Source organism: Campylobacter sp. BCW_4332 (genome assembly GCF_001763175.1).
GTDB classification, from domain to species: Bacteria; Campylobacterota; Campylobacteria; order Campylobacterales; family Campylobacteraceae; genus Campylobacter_D; species Campylobacter_D jejuni.
This window is the reverse complement of sequence record NZ_MJYF01000062.1, coordinates 1-21,446: the sequence shown is the minus strand read 5'-3', so window position 1 is coordinate 21,446 and position 21,446 is coordinate 1. Positions and strand designations below refer to the sequence as shown.

Annotated in this window: 22 protein-coding genes, 5 tRNA genes and 1 pseudogene; 13 read left to right on the top strand and 15 right to left on the bottom strand. The window is 31.4% G+C overall.

The genetic code is table 11. The features are described 5' to 3' along the window. Positions 1 to 2: 2 nt before the first annotated feature. From nhaA (AJN64_RS06805) to AJN64_RS06795, 3 genes are all read right to left on the bottom strand, one after another. Complete coding sequence (gene nhaA / locus AJN64_RS06805; RefSeq protein WP_032603390.1) at positions 3 to 1,172, bottom strand: Na+/H+ antiporter NhaA; 1,170 nt, start codon at positions 1,170 to 1,172, stop codon at positions 3 to 5. Next, a complete protein-coding gene (gene nhaA, locus AJN64_RS06800; protein ID WP_038816440.1) occupies positions 1,169 to 2,317 on the bottom strand; it encodes a Na+/H+ antiporter NhaA in 1,149 nt (382 codons plus the stop codon). Before nhaA (AJN64_RS06800) ends, nhaA (AJN64_RS06805) begins: the two co-directional genes overlap by 4 nt. Positions 2,318 to 2,458: 141 nt before the next feature. After that, positions 2,459 to 2,641: a YjfB family protein gene (locus AJN64_RS06795; RefSeq protein ID WP_002856010.1), complete on the bottom strand. Its 183-nt coding sequence runs from the start codon at positions 2,639 to 2,641 to the stop codon at positions 2,459 to 2,461. A 331-nt stretch (positions 2,642 to 2,972) separates the two neighbouring features. Here AJN64_RS06795 and AJN64_RS06790 point away from each other — a divergent pair, with 331 nt between their 5' ends. The 9 genes from AJN64_RS06790 (at position 2,973) to AJN64_RS06750 (ending at position 11,625) form a co-directional block, all read left to right on the top strand. Further along, positions 2,973 to 3,176: a hypothetical protein gene (locus AJN64_RS06790; protein WP_070261504.1), complete on the top strand. Its 204-nt coding sequence runs from the start codon at positions 2,973 to 2,975 to the stop codon at positions 3,174 to 3,176. Between the two features lie 347 nt (positions 3,177 to 3,523). Beyond that, the gene (locus AJN64_RS06785) at positions 3,524 to 5,614 is read left to right on the top strand and encodes an FTR1 family protein (RefSeq protein WP_070292831.1); all 2,091 of its coding nucleotides are present in this window, start codon (positions 3,524 to 3,526) and stop codon (positions 5,612 to 5,614) included. Further along, entirely contained in the window at positions 5,611 to 6,150 is a 540-nt protein-coding gene (locus AJN64_RS06780) for an iron transporter (RefSeq protein WP_002778842.1), read from the top strand. The genes AJN64_RS06785 and AJN64_RS06780 overlap by 4 nt, the downstream gene beginning before the upstream one ends. Positions 6,151 to 6,232: 82 nt before the next feature. Then, entirely contained in the window at positions 6,233 to 7,636 is a 1,404-nt protein-coding gene (locus AJN64_RS06775) for a Fe-S-containing protein (protein WP_052858744.1), read from the top strand. Then, entirely contained in the window at positions 7,626 to 8,918 is a 1,293-nt protein-coding gene (locus AJN64_RS06770) for an ABC transporter permease (RefSeq protein WP_070292830.1), read from the top strand. Before AJN64_RS06775 ends, AJN64_RS06770 begins: the two co-directional genes overlap by 11 nt. Then, positions 8,908 to 10,026, top strand: a complete 1,119-nt coding sequence (locus tag AJN64_RS06765) for an ABC transporter permease (RefSeq protein WP_002870592.1) — start codon at positions 8,908 to 8,910, stop codon at positions 10,024 to 10,026. Before AJN64_RS06770 ends, AJN64_RS06765 begins: the two co-directional genes overlap by 11 nt. Further along, on the top strand, positions 10,023 to 10,676 hold the full coding sequence (locus AJN64_RS06760) for an ABC transporter ATP-binding protein (RefSeq protein WP_002860103.1): 654 nt from the start codon (positions 10,023 to 10,025) through the stop codon (positions 10,674 to 10,676). Before AJN64_RS06765 ends, AJN64_RS06760 begins: the two co-directional genes overlap by 4 nt. Next, positions 10,673 to 11,161, top strand: coding sequence for a TlpA family protein disulfide reductase (locus AJN64_RS06755; RefSeq protein ID WP_002851267.1), 489 nt, complete (start codon positions 10,673 to 10,675; stop codon positions 11,159 to 11,161). The genes AJN64_RS06760 and AJN64_RS06755 overlap by 4 nt, the downstream gene beginning before the upstream one ends. Then, entirely contained in the window at positions 11,122 to 11,625 is a 504-nt protein-coding gene (locus tag AJN64_RS06750) for a TlpA family protein disulfide reductase (RefSeq protein WP_070292829.1), read from the top strand. Before AJN64_RS06755 ends, AJN64_RS06750 begins: the two co-directional genes overlap by 40 nt. Before the next feature lie 9 nt (positions 11,626 to 11,634). Here AJN64_RS06750 and AJN64_RS06745 read toward each other — a convergent pair whose 3' ends face one another. The 12 genes from AJN64_RS06745 to recA all read right to left on the bottom strand — a co-directional run bounded on the left by AJN64_RS06745 (position 11,635) and on the right by recA (position 17,501). Then, on the bottom strand, positions 11,635 to 12,072 hold the full coding sequence (locus AJN64_RS06745) for a DUF411 domain-containing protein (protein ID WP_070261510.1): 438 nt from the start codon (positions 12,070 to 12,072) through the stop codon (positions 11,635 to 11,637). Positions 12,073 to 12,383: 311 nt separating this feature from the next. Further along, complete coding sequence (locus tag AJN64_RS06735; protein ID WP_070261511.1) at positions 12,384 to 12,800, bottom strand: hypothetical protein; 417 nt, start codon at positions 12,798 to 12,800, stop codon at positions 12,384 to 12,386. Positions 12,801 to 12,974: 174 nt separating this feature from the next. Continuing rightward, positions 12,975 to 13,059: transfer RNA gene (locus tag AJN64_RS06730), tRNA-Leu, on the bottom strand. Between the two features lie 5 nt (positions 13,060 to 13,064). Beyond that, positions 13,065 to 13,141, bottom strand: a tRNA-Arg gene (locus AJN64_RS06725). Positions 13,142 to 13,155: 14 nt separating this feature from the next. Beyond that, positions 13,156 to 13,232, bottom strand: a tRNA-Arg gene (locus AJN64_RS06720). A gap of 3 nt (positions 13,233 to 13,235) precedes the next feature. Continuing rightward, a tRNA-His gene (locus AJN64_RS06715) sits at positions 13,236 to 13,312 on the bottom strand. 24 nt (positions 13,313 to 13,336) lie between these two features. After that, positions 13,337 to 13,414, bottom strand: a tRNA-Pro gene (locus AJN64_RS06710). A 42-nt stretch (positions 13,415 to 13,456) separates the two neighbouring features. Further along, positions 13,457 to 14,305 (bottom strand): DNA ligase, encoded by an 849-nt coding sequence (locus tag AJN64_RS06705; protein WP_044794075.1) that lies wholly within the window; start codon positions 14,303 to 14,305, stop codon positions 13,457 to 13,459. After that, positions 14,305 to 14,967: a glycoprotein CgpA gene (gene cgpA, locus AJN64_RS06700; protein ID WP_070283286.1), complete on the bottom strand. Its 663-nt coding sequence runs from the start codon at positions 14,965 to 14,967 to the stop codon at positions 14,305 to 14,307. Before cgpA ends, AJN64_RS06705 begins: the two co-directional genes overlap by 1 nt. Then, positions 14,957 to 15,160: a hypothetical protein gene (locus tag AJN64_RS06695; protein WP_002839177.1), complete on the bottom strand. Its 204-nt coding sequence runs from the start codon at positions 15,158 to 15,160 to the stop codon at positions 14,957 to 14,959. The genes cgpA and AJN64_RS06695 overlap by 11 nt, the downstream gene beginning before the upstream one ends. A gap of 65 nt (positions 15,161 to 15,225) precedes the next feature. Further along, positions 15,226 to 16,470, bottom strand: a complete 1,245-nt coding sequence (eno, locus tag AJN64_RS06690; RefSeq protein WP_070277714.1) for a phosphopyruvate hydratase — start codon at positions 16,468 to 16,470, stop codon at positions 15,226 to 15,228. Next, positions 16,470 to 17,501 carry a recombinase RecA gene (gene recA / locus AJN64_RS06685; RefSeq protein ID WP_002862302.1) on the bottom strand — a complete coding sequence of 344 codons (1,032 nt, stop codon included), beginning with the start codon at positions 17,499 to 17,501 and terminating at the stop codon, positions 16,470 to 16,472. Before recA ends, eno begins: the two co-directional genes overlap by 1 nt. A gap of 106 nt (positions 17,502 to 17,607) precedes the next feature. Here recA and AJN64_RS06680 point away from each other — a divergent pair, with 106 nt between their 5' ends. From AJN64_RS06680 to AJN64_RS09575, 4 genes and pseudogenes are all read left to right on the top strand, one after another. Beyond that, positions 17,608 to 18,468 (top strand): menaquinone biosynthesis family protein, encoded by an 861-nt coding sequence (locus tag AJN64_RS06680; protein WP_070292054.1) that lies wholly within the window; start codon positions 17,608 to 17,610, stop codon positions 18,466 to 18,468. 11 nt (positions 18,469 to 18,479) lie between these two features. After that, positions 18,480 to 18,749 carry a flagellar biosynthesis protein FliQ gene (gene fliQ, locus AJN64_RS06675; protein ID WP_052802172.1) on the top strand — a complete coding sequence of 90 codons (270 nt, stop codon included), beginning with the start codon at positions 18,480 to 18,482 and terminating at the stop codon, positions 18,747 to 18,749. After that, on the top strand, positions 18,746 to 19,522 hold the full coding sequence (locus AJN64_RS06670; protein WP_070292057.1) for a UDP-N-acetylmuramate dehydrogenase: 777 nt from the start codon (positions 18,746 to 18,748) through the stop codon (positions 19,520 to 19,522). The genes fliQ and AJN64_RS06670 overlap by 4 nt, the downstream gene beginning before the upstream one ends. A 205-nt stretch (positions 19,523 to 19,727) precedes the next feature. Continuing rightward, positions 19,728 to 21,446 (top strand): annotated as a pseudogene (locus AJN64_RS09575) (hypothetical protein); the annotation flags it as partial.

Here is a 21,446-nt window from a genome sequence, read left to right as displayed (position 1 = left end):
CCTTAAGATCGAGTAGCAAAGAATTTAAGATAAATAAAACCCCAAATCCCAGAACAAAATGAAGCTATGAGAATAGCTAAATTATCTGCATAATTAAAAATATCACTAACTTCATACGCCAAACCATCGATAAACAAACTCATTGTAAAACCGATACCTGTAAGTATACAAACCCCATAAAGTTGTTTCAAATTTGAACCTTGGGGCAAGGCTGCAAATTTAAAGCGGATTGCCAAATAAGAAAACAAAAATACACCCACTTGTTTACCCACAAAAAGCCCCAAAAAAATACCTATACTTACACCTGAAAAAATTGCTCCCATATCGATATTGGATAAATTTACCCCAGCGTTAGCAAAAGCAAATAAAGGCAAGATAACAAAAGCGAGCCAAAATTTTAGACTTTCATAGATTTCTTCTAAAAATGCTTCTCCATTTTTAGTTTGCATCGGTATAAAAAATGCTGTTATGATTCCAGCTAAAGTTGCATGCACACCACTTTTTAAAACACTAATCCAAAGAATAACTGAGCAAATAAAATAAAAAGACTTTCTTGTTATTCCTAAAATATTTAAAACAAGCATTACCAAAATAGCAATTCCTGCAACGACAAAAGCAACTATTGATAATTTTGTCGTATAAAAAATAGCTATAATTAAAATAGCACCCACATCATCAAAAATAGCCAAAGAAAGTAAGAAAATTTTTAAACTTGATGGAATATGCTTACCACACATCATTAAAATCGCTAAGGCAAACGCTGTATCTGTAGCTGTAGGTATAGCCCAACCTTTTAAGGTATAAGCATCTCCTATATTCACCAAAGCAAACAACATTGCTGGTATGAGTATACCCCCTAAAGCAGCCATAAAAGGTAAAACAATATTTTTAGGATTTTTAAAATCCCCATGCAAAAATTCCTTCTTAAGCTCAAGCCCTATAGCAAAGAAAAATATAGATATAAGCCCATCATTTATCCAAAGCAAAAAAGGTTTATTAAGCTCAAATTCACCTACACTAAATCCGACTTTTAAATTTAGAAATTCTCGATAATGTTCGCTAAAAGATCCATTTTGCACAAGCAAAGCAAGCAAAGTACAAACTATAAGTAAAACACCACCAAAAGCCTCGTTTAAAACTAAAGTTTTTAATTTATGTACTATATTATTCATTTAACAATCTTAAGATAAATAAAACCAACAATGGCACTTAAAAAACTAGCTATTAAAATAGCAAGTTTATCCGCATGTTCAAAAATATCACTATTTTTATAAGCCAAACCATCAATAAACAAGCTCATCGTAAAACCGATGCCTGTTAAAATACATATACCATAAAATTTTCCATATTTAATATTTTCAGGTAATTTTGCAAGTTTAAGTTTGATAGCAATAAAACAAAAAGTAAAAACACCTAGTTGCTTTCCTAAAAATAATCCTAGAATAATTCCAAGGCTTACAGGCGAAAATACTGAACCAAGATGCATATCTCTAATATCAATTCCAGCATTGGCAAAAGCAAATAAAGGTAAAATAAAATAAACTACCCAAGGATTTAAATCCTTAAGAACTTCATGTAAATAAGGTTTTTTATTTTTTGTATCAAGAGGTATAAACAAAGAAATGATCACACCAGCCAAAGTTGCATGCACTCCACTTTTAAGCATAGCTATCCACAACACAACACCTACCAACACGTACAAAGAAAGATGGGTGATGTGATAATAATTTAACAAAAGCAGAGCAAATATACAAAACAAACAAATAATAATTGCCAAAGCTGAAAGCTGATCTGTATAAAATAAAGCAATAATAACAATAGCACCCAAATCATCAAAAATAGCTAAAGAAAGTAAAAAAAGCTTTAAACTTGTAGGAATTTTATTTCCTAAAAGCATCAAAATACCCACTGCAAAAGCTATATCGGTTGCTGTAGGTATTGCCCAACCTTTCATAGCAAAATCATGAGAATAATTAATAGCAATAAAAATTAAAGCAGGAGTAATCATACCCCCCAAAGCTCCAAATATAGGTAAAGACACAGCTCTTATATTTTTAAGCTGTCCGCGTAAAATTTCATATTTTAACTCAAGCCCTATACATAGAAAAAATATAGCTATCAAACCATCATTTATCCATAAATCCAACGACTTTGAAATTTGAAAATGATCAAATCCTACTGTAAAATTAGCATGAAAAAAATCTGTATAAATAACACTTAAAGAAGAATTTTTACATAATAAGGCTAAAAATGTAAAAAATATAAGCAAAATACCAGGGAAAGTTTCACTTAAAACCATCTTCTTTATCATTTGCATCCTTGCTCCTAAATAAATATTATAAAAATTTAATACGATAAATAAAATGGCAAAATTATAACGAAAAAATACTAAAAAAATAATTATTTAAAAAAACAAGCTCAAGATACCAACAAGTTCTTAAGCTTGTTCTTAAGATATTTAAGCGTAAATATCCAAACCACTAGAGCTAGAAACTTGTGGAGCGGAGGCTTGAGAGACACCTTCCATACCTTCGATGAGTTCATTCATCAATGCCTCGTTTGTGTCCATAGATTTTTTCAAAACTGAAGTATTAACAGCAGTCATTAAATTAGCATTACCCATAGAAACATCTGAAACCATATCATCCTCCTTTTAGATTGAGTCTTAAGACTTTATTTAAATCGGATGATATTTTTAAAACTTAATATTTTTTACTAAACTTTTTAAAATTTTTCAAGGAAACCAATATCTGAAATTAAAAATCATAAATTTTTTAAGATAAAATCCTATTTTAAAAATTTTTACACTATGAAACAATAAGCAAAATATAAATGGTTGATACTTTTAGAAGCAAATGAAATAGATAAAAATTTTACTTCAATAAATTTAAGTTTTATCTTATTTATACGATTTATAATATAATCAAAAATTACAACTTAAAAAGCTATTGCAATTATATAGGAGTTTGCTAATGTTACTTAATACACCTTGTAGGGGAATAGTAGATACAAATTTTGAAAGTAAAAGAATTAATATAACTTCAACTTTAAAATTTCAAGAAAAAAAAGAAAAAGTAGAAGCTAAAGCTGAGAAAGAAGAAGCAAATAAAGACAATAGCAATTCTACAGACACAGATACCAACAAAAAAGATAAACTTTTGGATATATCTGCTTAATCTAAAATATGCTATAACCATCTCCTTGAAGAATACAATAAATGATTTTTTGATTTTTATTAAGCTTTTAAAACACTAAAAAATGAAAAATTAAAAATACAAAAACAATATCCCAAAGTGCATAGCTTAGAAGAAAGCCTTGCGATACTTAAAAACAACCCATATTAAATCACAAAAATAAGATATATTTAAAAATTTATTAAAATATATCTTAAATATAATTAATAAAAAATATTATCGATACAAAAGCTTATTTTTTAGTTCTATTTAAGATTTTTAATATTATACTAGCCATTATTTATTTTGATAATAAATATTATTTTTATCAAAAACCAAGGGTAATGATAATGAAAATTTTTAAAATTATATTTTTAATTATAAGTATTTTTTTATCAAGCTCAGCTTTTGCTAGAGTAGATGATTATATTAATGAAGCAAATCTTATCAAAGATATGCTAAAACAAAGCATAGAAACTTATAAAAAGGGTGATAATCTAGGTGCTAAAAAGCTTAGCGAAGATGCGTATTTTCAACATTTTGAAAATATGGAAGGCCCTATAGGAAGAAATATAGGAAGAAAAGCCATCACCATGGAGCGTAAATTTGTAAATTTGCGTCGTATGTATAAAGATGAAGCTCCTTTGACACAAATTAATGCTTTAATTGATAGTCTTTATTATGATCTTGATGAAGTAGCCCCAATCTTACAAAATGGATATCGTTTAAAAGCAGAAGCAAGCGATACAAACTATGATAAGGCTAAAGCTGAAAAATCAAGCCTAGAATCCAATGCCAAACGCGAAGCTGATGCAGAAGCTTTAATCGCACAAATGATGGGCGTGGATAAAAAAGATTTAGCACAAAGTTCTTTAACCACCCAAGCTTCTACACCTGCAAACAACGACACAAGCAAACTTACAGATGATAATGCAAGCGCTGATTTACAAGCTGCTGCTGCAATGGACGCAAGATTGCAATTTATACTAGATAATATCTCTACCAAATTTTCACAGGCAGCTAATGCTTTTAAAGAAAAAAACTACCAAGCTAGTAAAGATTTTTTAAATGATGCCTTATTTAGTGATTATCGCAATACCAAAGTAGAAATTTTAGTAAATAAATTTACCAAAGCAGGAAACGATCAAAAAATTCAACAAGCCATACGCACCCTTATACGCAAAATCAACGATGCAAAAATAGATGAAAAAGGCTTAAGAGATGGCTTAGATAACATAGAAGAACAAATTTTTGATGTTTTCTTACAAATTCCAAATTCAGAACTTTCAAGTTTGCAAATTTCAGGCTTTAATGATGAAACAAAAGGCAAAGATTATGCCAAAGTTTCTAATGATATCAAACTTGCTTTAGATGGAATTTTAAAAAATTATGATGGCTTTAGCGCTTCTATAGTAGATGATTTACAAGGAATTTATCTAGATATTTTTGAAGCAAGCGGTATGGAAAATAAAATCGGTGCTGTAGATAGCGGCTTAAAACTTAAAATAGAAAGTTTATTTTCCAAAGGCGTAGCACTGATTAAAGCAAGTGCAGATAAAAAAGAGCTTGAAGCTACTTTTAATAACTTAGAACAACTCATAGCAAACAGTGTAGATAAAATTCAAGATTCTACTCCTTATTCGCTATTTATATGGGCTTTAGGCATTATTATCCGTGAAGGATTGGAAGCTTTGATTATCGTTGTAGCCATTGTTTCTTATCTTGTGCAAAGTGGTAATAAAAATCGCCTAAATATCGCCTATAGTGCTCTTTTTACAGGAGTGATTTTAAGTTTTGTTACCGCTTTTGGAGTTTCTTGGCTGTTTAAAGAAAACGCAGGACAAAGTAGAGAGCTTATAGAGGGTATTACCATGCTTATAGCCGTATTGCTACTCTTTTATGTGGGCTTTTGGCTGCTTTCAAACGCACAAAATAAAAAATGGACAAGCTTTATCAAACAAGGTGCTATAGATGCTATATCAAATAATAGCGCAAAAACCCTTTGGATCACCGTATTTTTAGCTGTTTATAGAGAAGGTGCAGAAACTGTGCTTTTTTATCAAGCCTTGCTTTTTGATGCTAAAACAAGCACTGATTTTAGTGCTGTTTTTGGCGGGCTTGGACTTGGAATTTTAATACTTATTGTTTTATATTTTCTTTTAAAAGCAGGAGCCATTCGCATACCTGTAAAACAATTTTTCTATATCACTTCTTACATTATTTTTTACATGGTTTTTGTTTTTACAGGCAAAGGCATAGCTGAACTCATAGAAGGAAAAGTCATTATTCCTAGTCTTATACCTATGAATTTTGAACCGATTTTATGGCTTGGAGTTTATCCTTACTATGAAACCTTAATCCCTCAATTTATAGTTTTGATCATGCTAATTATTGGCATTTTAATAACAAAACAAATTTCAAAAAAAGGAGTAAAATCATGATAAAAAAAGTTTTATCAGTAGTTGCTGCAGCTGCGGTTATTAGCACAAATTTATTTGCAGGCGAAGTGCCAATCGGTGATCCAAAAGAACTTAATGGTATGGAAATAGCCGCTGTTTATTTACAACCCATTGAAATGGAGCCAAGAGGTATTGATTTAGCTGCATCTTTAGCAGATATTCACCTAGAAGCTGACATTCACGCACTTAAAAACAATCCAAATGGTTTTCCAGAAGGTTTTTGGATGCCTTATTTAACTATAGCTTATGAACTTAAAAATACCGACACAGGTGCGATTAAACGCGGAACTTTGATGCCTATGGTGGCTGATGATGGTCCTCACTATGGTGCAAATATCGCTATGGAAAAAGATAAAAAAGGTGGCTTTGGCGTAGGAAATTATGAACTTACTTTTTATATCTCAAATCCAGAAAAACAAGGTTTTGGACGCCATGTTGATGAAGAAACAGGCGTGGGTAAGTGGTTTGAACCTTTTAAAGTAGATTATAAATTCAAATACACAGGCACGCCAAAATGATTTTACGCTCGGATTTTCCGAGTGTTTAAATATTTTTATTTTTATTTGAAAAATTAAAATAACAATGTTTAAAGAGTAAATTATGAGTATATATTTTGTGCATTTTCTTATCAGTGTTTTACCGCTAAGTATTTTAATGGCCTTTATCACTCCTGATAAAAAATATATTTTTAAAAGTTTTTTAGTAGTTTTTTTAGGCTTTTTATTTGGATATTTTGCTTTTTTTATCGCAGCACAATTTTTAAAAACCGAAAATTTAATCTTTAATTTTGATTTTGTTTTTATAGGTTTATTGCTAGTAAGCTTTATATTTTATTTTTGGAAAAAAATTGAAATTTTAAATTTTATTTTATTGGGAATTTTAAGTTTTTGCACCGCTTTGCATTATTATTTTTTAAGTCAAGATTTCCCTATTTTTACTAGTTCTTTAATCGATAGCGAAGGTATAAGTTCTTTAGGTTTTATTGCTTTAGCCTTGCTTGTTTGTATTTTGATTTTCTTCTTTTTAAAATGGCAAAAAAATTTTAATCAAAAAACAAGCTTTATGCTGTTTTTACTGCTTATCCTTATAGAAAGCGATAAAGCTCTAGCCAATATCTTGCTTACTTTAATGCGAAATTCTATCATAGAAACTCATACTTTTTTGGTGAGTTTTGTAGGAAAAAGTAATTATTTTGGTGTTTTTGGAATTTATGTTTATTTAATTTTCATCACTTTTTTAGCATTCTTAAGCTTAAAAATTCGCAAAAAAAATATAAGCAAAAAACAAATTTTAGATATAAATTATCGCAAAAACGAAGCTAAAACAAGTCTTATTAATCGTTATTTTTCCAGTGTTTTTATCTCCTGTGTTATAAGTTTTTGCATTATTTTATACTTTTTTATGGTAAGCTCTAAGCCTTTAACCATAGATGAGCCTAAAGAAATTTTACCCGATAAGAATGGCAAATTTATCTTTGATATAGCTCTTTTAAGGGACAACAAACTCCACCGCTTTGCTTATATCAGTGCTGAAGGTAAAGTGATAAGGTTTTTTCTTATCAATAAAAGAGAAGATAGGGATTCTCCTGTAGCTGTTTTTGATGCTTGTATGATTTGTGGAGATATGGGCTATATCAAAAAAGATGGACAACTCATTTGCATTTCTTGCAATGTGCGTATTTTCTTGCCTAGTGTAGGCAAAAGCGGGGGTTGCAATCCTATCCCACTCAAATACGAATACGATGGTAAAAAAATTACCATAGATGTTAAAGATGTAATAGCAGGATCTAATTATTTTAGTCAAATCAAGGAAATTGAAGTGCAAGATCCTGTATCAAAAACAAAGGTTATAAACACCCAAGCTCCTTTTTCTTATAGCTATAAAGGGATTACTTATTATTTTTCAAATCAAAACAACTATGAAGAATTTAAAAAAGATCCTACAAAATATGTAGAAGAAAATGAAGCGAAATTTTTAATCCAAAGGAGAAACGATGTTGGCTAAAATGATTTTTAACTCTATATTTAAAAACAAAATTCAAAAATTTTTAGCCTTTCTTACTTGTTTTTTAGCCACGCTTTTGCTCTCTACTATGCTAAATATTACCCTAAGTATAGGCGATGAAGTAACTAAACAACTCAAAAGCTATGGCTCTAATATCCTTGTTTTACCCAAAGGCTCAAGTCTTAGTATAGAAATAGGTAATGAACTTTATGAACCCTTAAAAAACAAAAACTACCTAGAAGAAAAAAATTTATATATGATTAAAGACATTTATTGGCGTAACAACATCACCGCACTTGCTCCTTTTTTAGAAGGTAAAATCGCAATTGAAAACTCCCAGCAAAAAGCACTTATTTATGGCACTTACTTTCAAAAAGCCATAAAAATTAAAGATGATGATGATGATTTTATCACAGGTATAAAAAGTCTTTATCCTTATTTAGCAGTGCAAGGAGAATGGGCAAAAGATGATAGCAATGAAATCATGCTAGGCGAAGACTTTACTAAAAACAATAAACTAAAATTAGGAGATACTATCAAACTCATAGGAGAAAACAATCAAAGCAAAGAAGCAAAAATCGTAGGCATTTTACTTCATGCCAATCCTAAAATGTCAAATAAAATCATCGCTCCTTTAAATTTAGCTCAAGATTTACTCAACAAACAAGGGCTTTACTCAAGTGCAGAAGTAAGAGCTTTTACCATACCTGAATCAGCCCTTTCTGAAAAAGTGCGTCGCATGGGCGAAGAAAAATTAGATCAGTTAGAATATGACAAATGGTATTGCTCAGCTTATGTAGGCTCAATCGCTAGTCAAATTAGCGATGGCTTACCAGGTGCTGATGCAAAAGCTCTAAATGCTATAAGCGATGCTCAAAGCTTGGTGGTTAAAAAGATCCAATCCTTAATGGGCATTACTTGTATTATTTGTCTTATTGTTGCAAGTATTGCGATTTCAAGCCTGATGAGTTCTGAAATTCATCGTAGAAAAAAAGAAATAGGACTTTTAAAAGTGCTTGGTGCTAATACTTTTCAAATTTATCTCATCTTTGCTAGTGAAAATTTAATCGTAGCTTTATTTGCTGCTTTATTTGGATTTATTTTTGGCACAGCACTTTCTCAAATCATCAGCCTTAGCATTTTTGGATATTTTATTGATATAGCCTTTGTAGCTTTACCTTTAAGCTTTATTTTTGCAGGACTTATTGCCTTACTAGGTTGCTTGCTTCCTATAAAAAATATCACACAACTTTCAGCTGCAGGAGTGCTTTATGGTAGATAAGTTTTTCCTTAATGAGCTTTTTAAAAGCATTAGCTTTTCTTATCAAAGACTTTTTATAATAGTTTTAAGTGTTTTTATAGGAGCACTTACTTGCTCAGCTTTTTTAAATATTTATTTTGATATTGACACCAAACTTTCTAAAGAATTAAAAGCCTATGGAGCAAATGTAATGATAAGCCCTAAACAGGATGAAAATTTTATCTCCAATGCTGAGTATGAAAAAGTAAAAGAAAATTTAAAGGCTAGAGCTTTAACTCCTTTTTTGTATGATTTTTTAAATTTAGGCAGTACAAGCGGGGTAGTTTTAGGCACTGATTTTAGGGCTTTAAAAATCACCAAACCTTTTTTAGAAGTTAAAGAAGGAAGCTTTTCTCTAAATGATTTTGATGAAAATTCAGCCTTTTTAGGGGTTAATTTAGCCAAGCAACTAGGCCTAAAAACAGGCAATGAACTTCAAATTTACAATCCAAACAACGGAAAAAGCATAAAACTTACCATAAAAGGCATACTTTCAAGCAATGATGAATTTGATAGCATTGTTTTAGCCCCTTTAAGCGTGGTGCAAAATTTAAGCGATAGAGCCGGTATTAACTATGCTAATGCTGTAGTTTATGGAAATTTTGATGAAGTTAAAGCCAAAACACAAGCAATCAACAATGAATTCATCGATGCAAAACCTATATCTTCAGTATCCTTAAGCGAAGGTTTGGTACTTGGAAAAATCAAAGCTTTAATGTTTTTAATCATACTTGTAGTATTGATCATAGTCACTACTAGCGTTAATACGACCTTAAGTTCTATTATATTTTCTCGCAAAAAAGAAATCGCACTGCGTTTAGCCTTGGGTGCAAAAAAAAGTGAAATTTTTAAACTTTTTGCTAGTGAATGCTTTATAGTAAGTTTTTTTGCTAGTTTAATCGGAGCTTTTTGTGGGATATTTTTAGCCAATGTCTTTGGTTATTTGATTTTTAATTCTAGTATTGATTTTAGATTTATAGCTGTTTTTATAGCCTTAATCATTTCTTTGATTTTTGCCTTTTTGGCTGCATTTTTTCCTATAAAAAGAGCATTAAAAATCAATGTGTGTGAAAATTTGAAAGGTGAATGATGAAAAAAGAACTTATTAAAATAAACAATTTAAATAAAGAATTTGGCAAAGTTAAAGCCTTAAACAATATCAACTTAAGCGTCTATGAAGGAGAATGGCTTGCCATCATGGGTCCATCAGGAAGTGGAAAATCAACGCTTTTAAACATACTATCACTCATGGATACTCCAAGCTCTGGAGAGTATATCTTAGACAATGAAAACCTAGAGCAAATGGATGAAGAGCAAAAAATCACCTTGCGTCGTGAAAAAATAGGACTTGTCTTTCAACAATTTCATCTTATCCCCTATCTTAACGCCTTAGAAAATGTTATGCTCTCTCAGTATTATCACTCAAGCGTAGATGAAGAAGATGCTAAAATGGTTCTTGAAAAAGTAGGACTTTCACATAGACTCACTCATTTACCTAGCCAATTAAGTGGCGGGGAACAACAAAGAGTTTGTATAGCAAGAGCTTTGATCAACAACCCAGAGCTTTTACTCGCAGATGAACCCACAGGAAATTTAGATGAAGCTAATGAACAAATCGTTCTTCAAACCTTACAAAAATTAAAAAATGAAGGCAAAACCATAGTTTTAATCACACACAATCCTGATTTGGCTAAATTCGCAGATCGAACCCTTATCTTACAACATGGGGTGTTAAAATGAAAAAAAGCCTTTTAATCTTAAGCATTTTGTTTTTACTCAATGCTTGTTCTTTTGAAAATTCAAAAGATACTGGAAAAGTTGGAGAAAAAAGTGCTGAAATTTCAGCTAAAGATACTTTAGGAAAAGCTGTAAAACTTGCTGATGATAATACAAGTTTAAAAGTCTTAGTCTTTTTTCAAAATGGCTGCCCTTCTTGTTTAAAAGAACTCCCTTCTTTGGATGAATTCATACAAAATCATCCCAATAAAATCAGTGTTTATGCTATAAATTCCATCGATAATGCTAATGTGGTTAAAGTTTTAGCCGAACAATTTGACTTTAAAAATGTAAAAGTTTTAAAAGACGATCTTAAAATCACCAATGATCGTTATGCTGTGTTTGCAACCCCTACTACCATCATCATTAAAGATGGGATGATAAAAGATAGAATTTTAGGAGAAAAACCATGGGAATTTTTCGAATCCAAGCTTATTTCTTTGCTTTAATCATAGCTTTATTTTTTGTAGCTTGTGATAGTGGAGAAAATTTTAAAGCTTTAAATAGTGATAAAACCTATAATTTTGCCTACAATGGTTTTGAAAAAAGCCTAAAAATAAATGATAAAGCACAAAATTTTGCCTTAGTATTTTTCACAAAAAATTGTGGAGTTTGTAAAGAACAAATTCCTATTTTACAGAATTTGGCTAAAAATTATGATTTTAATATCTTTGTGGTTTTAGGCGATGCAAATGATGCAAATGATGCAAAAGCTTGGGCTAATGAAAAAGGTTTATCTAATTTAGCAATGTTTTATGAAAAAAGAGCAGCTAAATACCTTTCAAGTGCCATTGGGGAAATATATGGAGTGCCTGTACTTAGTTTTTTCAAAGAAGGAAAAATGGATGAAAAATTCATAGGCTTAACTCCTTATAGCATACTTGAAAAAGAAATCAAAAAAGTAAAAAGCTAAAAATTTACTTTAAAGCTTTTTATCCCCTATAAAATATCCATAAAGCTCATAGCTTCCATCTTTTTTCATCAAAATTACAGGATATTTTTCACTATAACCTTGTTCCATTCCTGGGCTCCCTTGCGGCATGCCAGGAGCTGAAATTCCTATAACATCTTTAGGTTTGTTTTCAAGCAACCAGCTTACAGCACTTTCAGGAACATGCCCTTCAATAGCATAGCCTTCAATCACACCTGTATGGCAACTTTGATACTCATCTTTTATACCCATTTTTTCTTTGATTTTAAGAAAATCATTGGTTTTATGAACACTAACCTCATAACCCTTAACTTTCATATAATCAGCCCAAAGATCACAACAGCCACAAGTAGGACTTTCATAAACTTGTATTTCCTTAGCTTGCGTAAGAGTGAGTAAAAAAAGAATGGTTAAAATTGTTTTTTTCATAATTGCTATCCTAAGTAAAAAATATATAATAATACTTTTATAAAGTTAATACCATCACATTTTTAACACTAAAAATGAATTTACAAAAATTTAATCAAAAAAAGATTTTTAATAAGTGCTGATTTTGTCTTTACAGCAAAGATATAAAAGATAAAACGATTTTAAAAAACTAGAAATTTTTAACTTAAAAAACCTAAAATTTAGATATAATGCTACTTTAAGATGCTTAGAATGTTTTTTCATTCTAAAAGCCTTTAATAGTGGATTTCCGCCAAGAGTGAAAACTCAAGGCGGATTTTTATTTGCAATATTTACTTAATAGAATAATTATGTTCAGCTGTTCCTCCACAAAAATATCCCTTACTAGAAGTTGTAGCTACATCGCAAGTAAGAGTAGATAATCTAGCTCTTTTGCCATCACTAGTTAATATAAGAACTGGCTTATAATAAACATATTTGCTTTTATCTGAATAATAGTCTTTTATCATACTTTGATTTACTTTATAAGTTCTTGGATCAACTTTTGCAACAATATCTGCTTCATAAAAAGTTGCCTTTTTAAAAAGTGGCTGATCTATAATTGGTTTGATGCTCTCTTGGAAATATTTGTTTTGCATTTCGCTTGCTGAAACTGGAACTAAATCTTTTTTATTGATAACTATCAAATCTGCAAATGCTGACACATTTAAAGCAACTAAAGCTGCTAACGCTAAACCTAATTTTTTCATTTTATCTCCTTGAATTGAATTTTGTATATTTTAATTATTTTTCAAATCTTTTGCAAGATAATTTTTAAATTTATCTAAATTAAATTTACATTTTATCTAACAATCATAAGAAATTTTAAAATGAAATAAAAATTTATGAGAAATCAACTCTTGTTTGAAAATGATAAAAGTAAGTGGTGCGGATGAAAGGACTTGAACCTTCACGCATTGCTGCACCAGATCCTAAGTCTGGCGTGTCTGCCAATTTCACCACATCCGCTAAAGTGGTACGCCCAAGAGGATTCGAACCTCTGACCTACGGCTTAGAAGGCCGTTGCTCTATCCAGCTGAGCTATGAACGCATATAAAATCTTGGTGGTGCGCCCGATAGGAATCGAACCCATAACCTACAGATCCGAAGTCTGTCGCTCTATCCAGTTGAGCTACGAGCGCTAGTGGGGTGAGTGATGGGAATTGAACCCACGACCCTCAGGACCACAATCTGATGCTCTAACCGACTGAGCTACACTCACCATTTTGTATAAATTTATAAAAAATGGTCGGGGTGAAAGGATTCGAACCTTCGGCCCCTTGGTCCCAAACCAAGTGCGCTAACCAGACTGCGCTACACCCCGAATAAATAAAAGGAAATATTTTATCACAAAATAATTTTAAAGTCAAGGATTTTCATCTCTTATTCTTAAAAAAACCGGAAAGCGAGGTAAGGAATTTTTGGTCAATCCATTAAATTTATAAGTCACAATACTACCAATTTTTGGAGGATTTTTTCTATCTTCATCTTTTAAACCACTGCCTATTTTAATGATTTGTCCATTAGGCATTTTACAAAGTAAGGCACCTACTTGATTTTCAAATTTACCCTTACCCTTGCGAAATCCTACCAACTCACATTCTGCATCATCATAGGGTTTTAATTTCATAGCATTTTTACTTCTGCCTTTTTCATAAGGACTTAAATTTTTGCGTATGACAATACCTTCACCTTGATTTTTTATAATGCTTTCGTAAAATTGATTTAAATTATTTTGATTTTCAACTGGAATTTGAGGAATAATTTTTATATAGGCACTAGGATATTTTTGCAAATACTCTTCTAAAACAGCCAAACGATTTTTAAGAGTACAAGTAGAAATTTGAAATTCTTCGCAAGCATTTGGCACATCAAAAATATTATAAGTTACTTCCTTCCATAAGGTCAAATTGCTATCGCCACTACGAATTAAAGCTGAAATTTCATCAAATTTATTTCTTGCTATCCAAAGCTCACCATCAATAGCAAAAGGAGGGAAATTTTTTGTAAAAAAGTCAGGAGTTTTTATTTTATAATTTTGGCGAGTTTTTAGATATTTTCCATCCCAAATTCCACGTACTCCATCAAATTTTTCGCTCATCAAGTAAGCATTAAAATCTTTAGAGTTAAAATCTTGCTTATCGAATTTGCTAAGAAGTAAAATTTCATTAGCAAAAACTAAACAAGCACAACATATTAAAAAAATAAATCTCATCAAAGCAGATTAATCATATATCCAGTTGCATCTTTTTGAATATTATAATTATAAGTTCCATCAAGATATATTACAAGTCGATAATATCCTTTGTGAGATCCAAAGTCTATGCGTTTAAAAATAGAATTGCTAAGGCGTATGTTTTTTGTAGGACTAATCAAGTTAGATCTAAAATCTATAACGATTTTGCTTGGATTTCCTACTGAAAAATCTGTGATCATTTCATCACTAGTGTTAAGTTTTATTTTGTTTTTATAAACCGCGTAAGAAATAAAATCATAAATCTTTGCAACCTGTAAAGGTATTTCAACATTGGCTGTTGAGTTTGATTCTTGTTTAGAGCTATTTTTTTCAGGTATAGTAACTGAAACATCGAGTACTTTTGAAGGATCAGGGCTTTTAAATCTTGATATAGTATAAGTATCGTGCCAATCAATACTTTTATTAACATCTAAATCAATCTTATCTTCACTTCCGTCTAAATTGATATAATTAAAAGTGATGCTTTTTAAAATTCTTGCACTAGAATTAAATTTAACTTCCTCTTTTTGAAATTCAGGTGGAGCAACCAAGGTTATATTTTGATCTGCCTTGAAAGGATTTTCATCAGAATATAAAAGAGAGGTAAAAATAAAAAATATTGCTAAAATTCTAGTTTTCATTTGGATATAATCCTTTTAATTCAAAATAATCTTTTTGTGCTTTAGCGTTTTGTTCTTTAAGTAAAATAATCTTTTTATTAAGCTCTTCTTTGGTATTTTCTAAGCTTAATAAAGTATCCAAAGAATACTGCCCAAAAAACATATTGCCAAAATAAATCGCTCCAATTACAACAAGAAAAGCCCAAAAAATCATTTTTATAACATGGGTATAAAAACTTTTTTTTCTTGTGCTTTCATCGTATTCTTTAAGTAAATCGCTCAGAGCTTTTCTCCTAAGTATTCATCGCTTTCAAGTTCAATTTCAAGCAAGCGATTGTATTTTGCGGTTCTTTCGCCTCTTGCTAGAGCTCCTGTTTTGATTTGTCCTGTATTTAAAGCTACGGCAAAATCTGCTATAAAAGCATCTTCACTTTCGCCGCTTCTATGACTCATCACACATTTATAGTTATTTCTTTGCGCTAAACGCACAGTTCTCATAGTTTGGGTAATAGTTCCGATTTGATTTGGCTTGATAAGTACAGCATTTGCCATTTTTTTGATGATGCCTTCTCTTAAAATATCTTCATTGGTTACAAATAAATCATCACCCACAAGCTGAATTTTATTGCCCAATTTTTCAGTAAGCTTGATCCAACCTTCAAAGTCATTTTCAGCTAAGCCATCTTCGATACTGCAAATTGGATATTTTGCACAAAGTTCTACATAGCGTTCGATCAAATCCTCGCTTGAAAAAGCCTTGCCTTCCATGTGGTATTTGCCATCTTTGAAAAATTCTGTACTTGCTACATCAAGAGCGATTTTTACACGATTTTCATAACCTGCTTTTTTGATACAAGTCATTAAAAGATCGATAGGTTCTGTGTTGTTAGCTAAATTTGGAGCAAAACCGCCTTCATCACCTAAAGCCGTAGAATGTCCAGAATTTGCGAGTTCTTTTTTTAATATCGCATAAATTTCACAAACTGAACGCAAAGCTTCTTTAAAACTAGTAAAACCAAAAGGCATGATCATAAATTCTTGAAAATCTACATTGTTGTTTGCATGAGCACCGCCATTTATGATATTACACATTGGTACAGGCAAAATGCTTGCATTTGCACCACCTAAGTAGCGATACAAAGGCATTCCCAAAGCAGCCGCAGCTGCACGAGCTGTTGCCATAGACACGCCTAAAGTCGCATTTGCGCCTAAATTTGAGTAATTATTTGTTCCATCAAGCTCACGCAAAGTATCATCAAGTTGAGTTTGATTAAAAGCATCTAGCCCTAAAATTTCATCTGCAATGGTTTCATTGACATTTACAACAGCTTTTAAAACGCCTTTTCCGCCAAATCTTTCATCATTATCACGCAATTCTAAAGCCTCTTTTGAACCTGTACTTGCACCACTTGGAACTATGGCCGCACCTACACTTCCATCGCTTAGCGTAACTTCAGCTTTTACGGTTGGGTTTCCTCTACTATCAAGAACTTCATAGGCTCTAACATCTTCAATTACTAACATTATTCTTCTCCTTCGTCATCTTCGCTACCGCTGAACATACCTTCTATTCCCATAGAATTTTGAATCGCTTTTGTGATTTCATCTGCAATTTCAGGGTTTTCTTTTAAGAAAGCTTTTGAGTTTTCTCTACCTTGTCCAAGTTTTTTATCTTTATAAGAGAACCACGCACCACTTTTATCTACGATATCAAGTTTTACACCGTAATCAATCAACTCACCTTCACGGCTTAAACCCTCTCCAAACATCACATCAAATTCAGCTTGTCTGAATGGAGGAGCAACTTTATTTTTAACTACTTTTACTTTAACGCGGTTTCCTATAGGTTCTTCGTTTTGTTTTAAGGTTGCTACTTTTCTAACATCTAAACGCACAGAAGCATAAAATTTTAACGCATTTCCACCTGTTGTGGTTTCAGGAGTACCATAACCCATAGCGCCGATTTTCATACGAATTTGGTTGATGAAAATTACTGTGGTATTCATTTTATGAACTATACCTGTAAGTTTTCTTAGAGCTTGAGACATAAGTCTTGCTTGAAGTCCTACATGTTGATCACCCATATCGCCTTCAATTTCTGCTTTTGGGGTAAGTGCTGCAACGCTATCTACTACGATAAGATCTACTGCACCACTTCTTGCTATAGTTTCTACAATTTCTAAGGCTTGCTCTCCAAAATCAGGTTGTGAAACATATAAATCATCTGTATTTACACCTAAATTTTTAGCATATTTTACATCAAGCGCATGTTCTGCATCGATAAAAGCACAAACTCCACCTGCTTTTTGGCATTCTGCGATAATGTGTAAAGTTAGAGTGGTTTTACCTGAACTTTCAGGCCCATAAATTTCTATGATTCTTCCTTTTGGAACACCGCCTATACCTAAAGCAAGATCAAGCCCAACTGAACCTGTACCTATGCTATCGATTTGCTCGACTTCTTTATCCCCTAGTCTTAAGATAGTGCCTTTTCCAAAGGTTTTATCTAAACTTTTTAGGGCAGCATCTAGGGATTTTCTTTTATTATCATCCATAACTTTCCTTAAAAATTCTAAATTTTTAGTTAGAATTCTAACAAAATAAAATTAAATAATGGTTTATTTTGCTAGAATTAAAGCAAAGATTTACAAGGAAGCATAGATGAAAAAAATTACTATTGCACATTCTCCTGATGCTGATGATATTTTTATGTATATGGCTATTAAATTTGGGTGGATGGGGAATGATTTTGCTTATGAAAATACAGCTTTAGATATACAAACTTTAAATGAATTTGCCTTGAAAAATGAATTTGATGCTACAGCTATTTCTTTTGGGCTTTATCCTTTAATCGCTTCTGAGTATGCGCTTTTACGCACAGCAGTGAGTTTTGGCGAAGGTTATGGGCCAAAACTCATCAAGAAAAAAGATACGCATTTAAAAAGAAATTTTAAAGTCGCTTTGAGTGGAGCAAATACCACCAATGCTTTGATTTTTCGTATGAAATATCCTGAAGCTAGAATTATTTATAAGAATTTTTTAGACATTGAAAATGCAGTTTTAAGTGGTGAAGTAGATGCAGGAGTTTTGATCCATGAAAGCATTTTAGAATTTGATCAAAGTCTTTGCGTGGAAGCAGAACTTTGGGATATATGGCTTGAATTTACTAAAGAAAATTTACCTTTGCCTTTAGGTGGAATGGCTTTGCGTCGCTCTTTGCCTTTAAGCGATGCGATTAAGATCGAAAAGGATTTAACCAATGCTGTAAAAATCGCCGATGCAAATCGTAAAATTTTAGCCCCTATGCTTATGGAAAGAAAACTTATCCGTGTTGATGAAGAAAAACTAGATACTTATCTTAATCTATATGCCAATAAAAACTCCATTAGCATGAATCAAACTCAACTTTTAGCTGTAGATACGCTTTTTAAACTAGGATATGATTATAAATTTTATGATAAAATCATACATGTAAATGATTATCTTATCCCTAGCGAATACGAAGAAGCTAGAAATTCTTAAAAAGGATAAAAATGGATGAAAGTACCTTAGTTGCTCTTGGAGTGCAAACCTTTAAAATCACACTTTTACTTTCCTTGCCTATGCTTTTAGCAGGGCTTATTGCAGGGCTTATAATCAGTATTTTTCAAGCAACTACACAGATTAACGAAATGACACTTTCTTTTGTTCCTAAAATCATCCTGGTTGTAGTTATTTTAATCTTTTTAATGCCTTGGATGACCACAACTATGATTGACTTTACCGAAAACATACTAAATCAAATTCCAACTTTTATCAAATGATCATTGATTTTAAAAAATACTCTTCTGTGCGCATAGGAAATAAATTTGAAGTTTTAGTTTTGGATCAAATTTGTGATTTTGATGGTTTTTTAATAGGCGGTGCAAATAACCTTTTAGTTAGCCCAAAACCTAAAAATATAGGAATTTTAGGAGATAGTTTTGATTTTATACAAATTTTAGATCAAAATAAAGATTTTATACATCTTCGCATAGGTTGTAAAACAAAATCAAGCAAAATGTATCGTTTTGCCAAAGAAAATAATCTTAAGGGTTTTGAGTATTTAAGCAAAATTCCTGGTACACTTGGCGGGCTTTTGAAGATGAATGCAGGACTTAAAGGAGAGTGCATTAGTCAAAATTTAATCAAAATTGCTACTTTTCAAGGCGAAATTTTAAGAGAAAATATAAATTTTGATTATCGTTTTTGTCCTTTAAATATGCCTTTTTTTTGGGCTGAATTTAAACTAAATTTTGGCTTTGATACCCTTAAAGATAAAACTTTAAAAAATGCAAGGAGCAACCAACCTAGTGGGGCAAGCTTTGGCTCTATCTTTAAAAATCCAAAAAACGACTTTGCAGGACGTTTAATCGAAGCTGTAGGACTTAAAGGATTTAGCAAGGGAGATGCTATGTTAAGCGACAAACACGCAAATTTTTTAATCAATAAAAAAAATGCAAGTTTTGAAGATGCGTTTTTTCTTATCGAATTAGCTAGAAAAAAAGTCTTTGAAGAATTTGGCATAAACTTAGAAAATGAAGTGATTATAATCTAAACACAGAAAACAATAAAAGTCTAAAAATTTACTCTTAATCTAACTTTAAATAAAACATAAATTCAAACCATATAGTTTTATTATAATAAGTATTTAATAATATTTTAAGTATAACTATTTTAATATTCTGTCGTTTTATTTTGTATTTTATATTATTTTTAAAAAATATAATATATAGAACAAATTATAAAGGGAGGAAATTCTTATGAAAAATATCACATTAACTAAAACACCTATAGGAGAGGGTAAAGAATCCTGTTTAAATTCTAAAAAGATAGTTTTATCTTTGGCTGCTATTTCTTTCTTAGCTAGTTGTGCAAATGCTGCACCTACTCCTGAAATAAAAACTTATGATGAAATAAGTAAAAATACTAAAGCTAGTTCAGCAAGTGTTTATGCTCCTCAAGCTAGGATTAATACGACTGTAAGTAGTTCAATCAACAATCAAATCAACATTTCTGATTCAGGTGTGCATACCATAATAATTGAAGCAGGTGGAACTTTAGGTAGTATAGGTAATAACAATAAAATCATCTATGCCCATGCTAGTGGTAACAACACTCTTACTCTTGCTAATCTTACCAATAAAGGAACTATTAACGGTAAGGTAGCTGTAGAACATGATCGAGGTTTTACAGGAACCATCACTGTTAACACCTTTGAAAATACAGGTCAAGTTAATGGTCAAATTTATATGGGAGTTTGGGGAGGTCAGGGAACTCTCACTGTGGATCAGTTTGATAACAGTGGAACTATAGCTTCAAGCGATAAAGGAGTTTTTTTCGAAGGCGGTGCTAATAATAAATCCACGATTAATAATTTTAACAATACTGGAGTTATAACAACTTCAACAAATAAAGAAGCTGTTCGATTTAATCATACTGATGTTAAAACCATTACCAATAGTGGAAACATTAAAAGCGAGGGACATAGAGGTATAAGCATAGATAATTCAAGTGTACAAACTCTTAATAATAGTGGCACTATTCAAACCAGCAATCAAGATGTAAATAACTGGGATACGCAAGCAATATATATTGGCTATTCTACAATCCAAACATTTATCAATAGCGGAACCTTAAAAGGCGATGGAAGAAAAGATCCAGGAGGACCTAATGGGGCTATGTTTGCTAGCTCTGGGGTAAATCTTTCTGGTTCTACTATAACAAATTTTGATAACTCAGGCATTCTTTCAGGAAGAGTAGGTATAAATATATCAAGTACTACTATAGATAATTTTAAAAACACTGGTACTATAGAAGGAACATCTGGAGCCAAACAATTATCAGGAGCAGTATTCATTCAAAGTTGGGGAACTTCAAGCTCCACTATTAAAACTTTTGAAAACACAGGCCTAATCAAAAATCAAAACGGCAATGCTATCTTCATAGGTGATGGCAACAAGATAGAAACCCTTACAAATAAAGGAACTATAGAAGCAGGCAACAATGGTATAACTTTTTATGCATTTGATACAAATAAAAAGCCCGTTAATATTGGTAAAATCACTATAGAAAAAGATGGTGTTATTAAAGCAGGCAATGATGCAATCCATATAGATGGAAGTAAAAATGGTATTGAGGGTGAAGGCATTGAAGTTAAAGAAGGGGGTAGATTAGAAGGTGGTAATGCAGGTATTTATATAGGCGGTGGTAAGCAAGTAAATACTAGCATCAATGTATCTGGAACTATCCAAGGTGGTAATGGGGGTATTATAAATACTGGAACCATTGGAAAAGAAGGACAAGAAAAACAAGAATACGGAATCACTATTGAAAATGAAGGTCTTATTGCTTCGGCAAAAGGAAGCGGTATTTTAAATACTGACAATGGAATTATTTATGGTAATATCTTCAATAAAAGTAATAATAATTTAAGTTTAAAAAATGATTCTGATGCGACTATTACAAGTGGTATTAAAAAT

Coding starts and splice junctions, on each gene's coding strand:
- fliQ (WP_052802172.1), top strand. CDS start 18,480: ATGGATGAAAGTACCTTAGTTGCTCTTGGAGTGCAAACCTTTAAAATC.
- AJN64_RS06790 (WP_070261504.1), top strand. CDS start 2,973: ATGTTACTTAATACACCTTGTAGGGGAATAGTAGATACAAATTTTGAA.
- AJN64_RS06670 (WP_070292057.1), top strand. CDS start 18,746: ATGATCATTGATTTTAAAAAATACTCTTCTGTGCGCATAGGAAATAAA.
- AJN64_RS06760 (WP_002860103.1), top strand. CDS start 10,023: ATGATGAAAAAAGAACTTATTAAAATAAACAATTTAAATAAAGAATTT.
- AJN64_RS06735 (WP_070261511.1), bottom strand. CDS start 12,800: ATGAAAAAATTAGGTTTAGCGTTAGCAGCTTTAGTTGCTTTAAATGTG.
- AJN64_RS06745 (WP_070261510.1), bottom strand. CDS start 12,072: ATGAAAAAAACAATTTTAACCATTCTTTTTTTACTCACTCTTACGCAA.
- eno (WP_070277714.1), bottom strand. CDS start 16,470: ATGTTAGTAATTGAAGATGTTAGAGCCTATGAAGTTCTTGATAGTAGA.
- AJN64_RS06770 (WP_070292830.1), top strand. CDS start 7,626: ATGTTGGCTAAAATGATTTTTAACTCTATATTTAAAAACAAAATTCAA.
- AJN64_RS06680 (WP_070292054.1), top strand. CDS start 17,608: ATGAAAAAAATTACTATTGCACATTCTCCTGATGCTGATGATATTTTT.
- recA (WP_002862302.1), bottom strand. CDS start 17,501: ATGGATGATAATAAAAGAAAATCCCTAGATGCTGCCCTAAAAAGTTTA.
- nhaA (WP_038816440.1), bottom strand. CDS start 2,317: ATGCAAATGATAAAGAAGATGGTTTTAAGTGAAACTTTCCCTGGTATT.
- AJN64_RS06795 (WP_002856010.1), bottom strand. CDS start 2,641: ATGGTTTCAGATGTTTCTATGGGTAATGCTAATTTAATGACTGCTGTT.
- AJN64_RS06785 (WP_070292831.1), top strand. CDS start 3,524: ATGAAAATTTTTAAAATTATATTTTTAATTATAAGTATTTTTTTATCA.
- AJN64_RS06755 (WP_002851267.1), top strand. CDS start 10,673: ATGAAAAAAAGCCTTTTAATCTTAAGCATTTTGTTTTTACTCAATGCT.
- AJN64_RS06695 (WP_002839177.1), bottom strand. CDS start 15,160: ATGATTTTTTGGGCTTTTCTTGTTGTAATTGGAGCGATTTATTTTGGC.
- AJN64_RS06705 (WP_044794075.1), bottom strand. CDS start 14,305: ATGAGATTTATTTTTTTAATATGTTGTGCTTGTTTAGTTTTTGCTAAT.
- AJN64_RS06780 (WP_002778842.1), top strand. CDS start 5,611: ATGATAAAAAAAGTTTTATCAGTAGTTGCTGCAGCTGCGGTTATTAGC.
- AJN64_RS06765 (WP_002870592.1), top strand. CDS start 8,908: ATGGTAGATAAGTTTTTCCTTAATGAGCTTTTTAAAAGCATTAGCTTT.
- cgpA (WP_070283286.1), bottom strand. CDS start 14,967: ATGAAAACTAGAATTTTAGCAATATTTTTTATTTTTACCTCTCTTTTA.
- AJN64_RS06750 (WP_070292829.1), top strand. CDS start 11,122: ATGGGAATTTTTCGAATCCAAGCTTATTTCTTTGCTTTAATCATAGCT.
- AJN64_RS06775 (WP_052858744.1), top strand. CDS start 6,233: ATGAGTATATATTTTGTGCATTTTCTTATCAGTGTTTTACCGCTAAGT.
- nhaA (WP_032603390.1), bottom strand. CDS start 1,172: ATGAATAATATAGTACATAAATTAAAAACTTTAGTTTTAAACGAGGCT.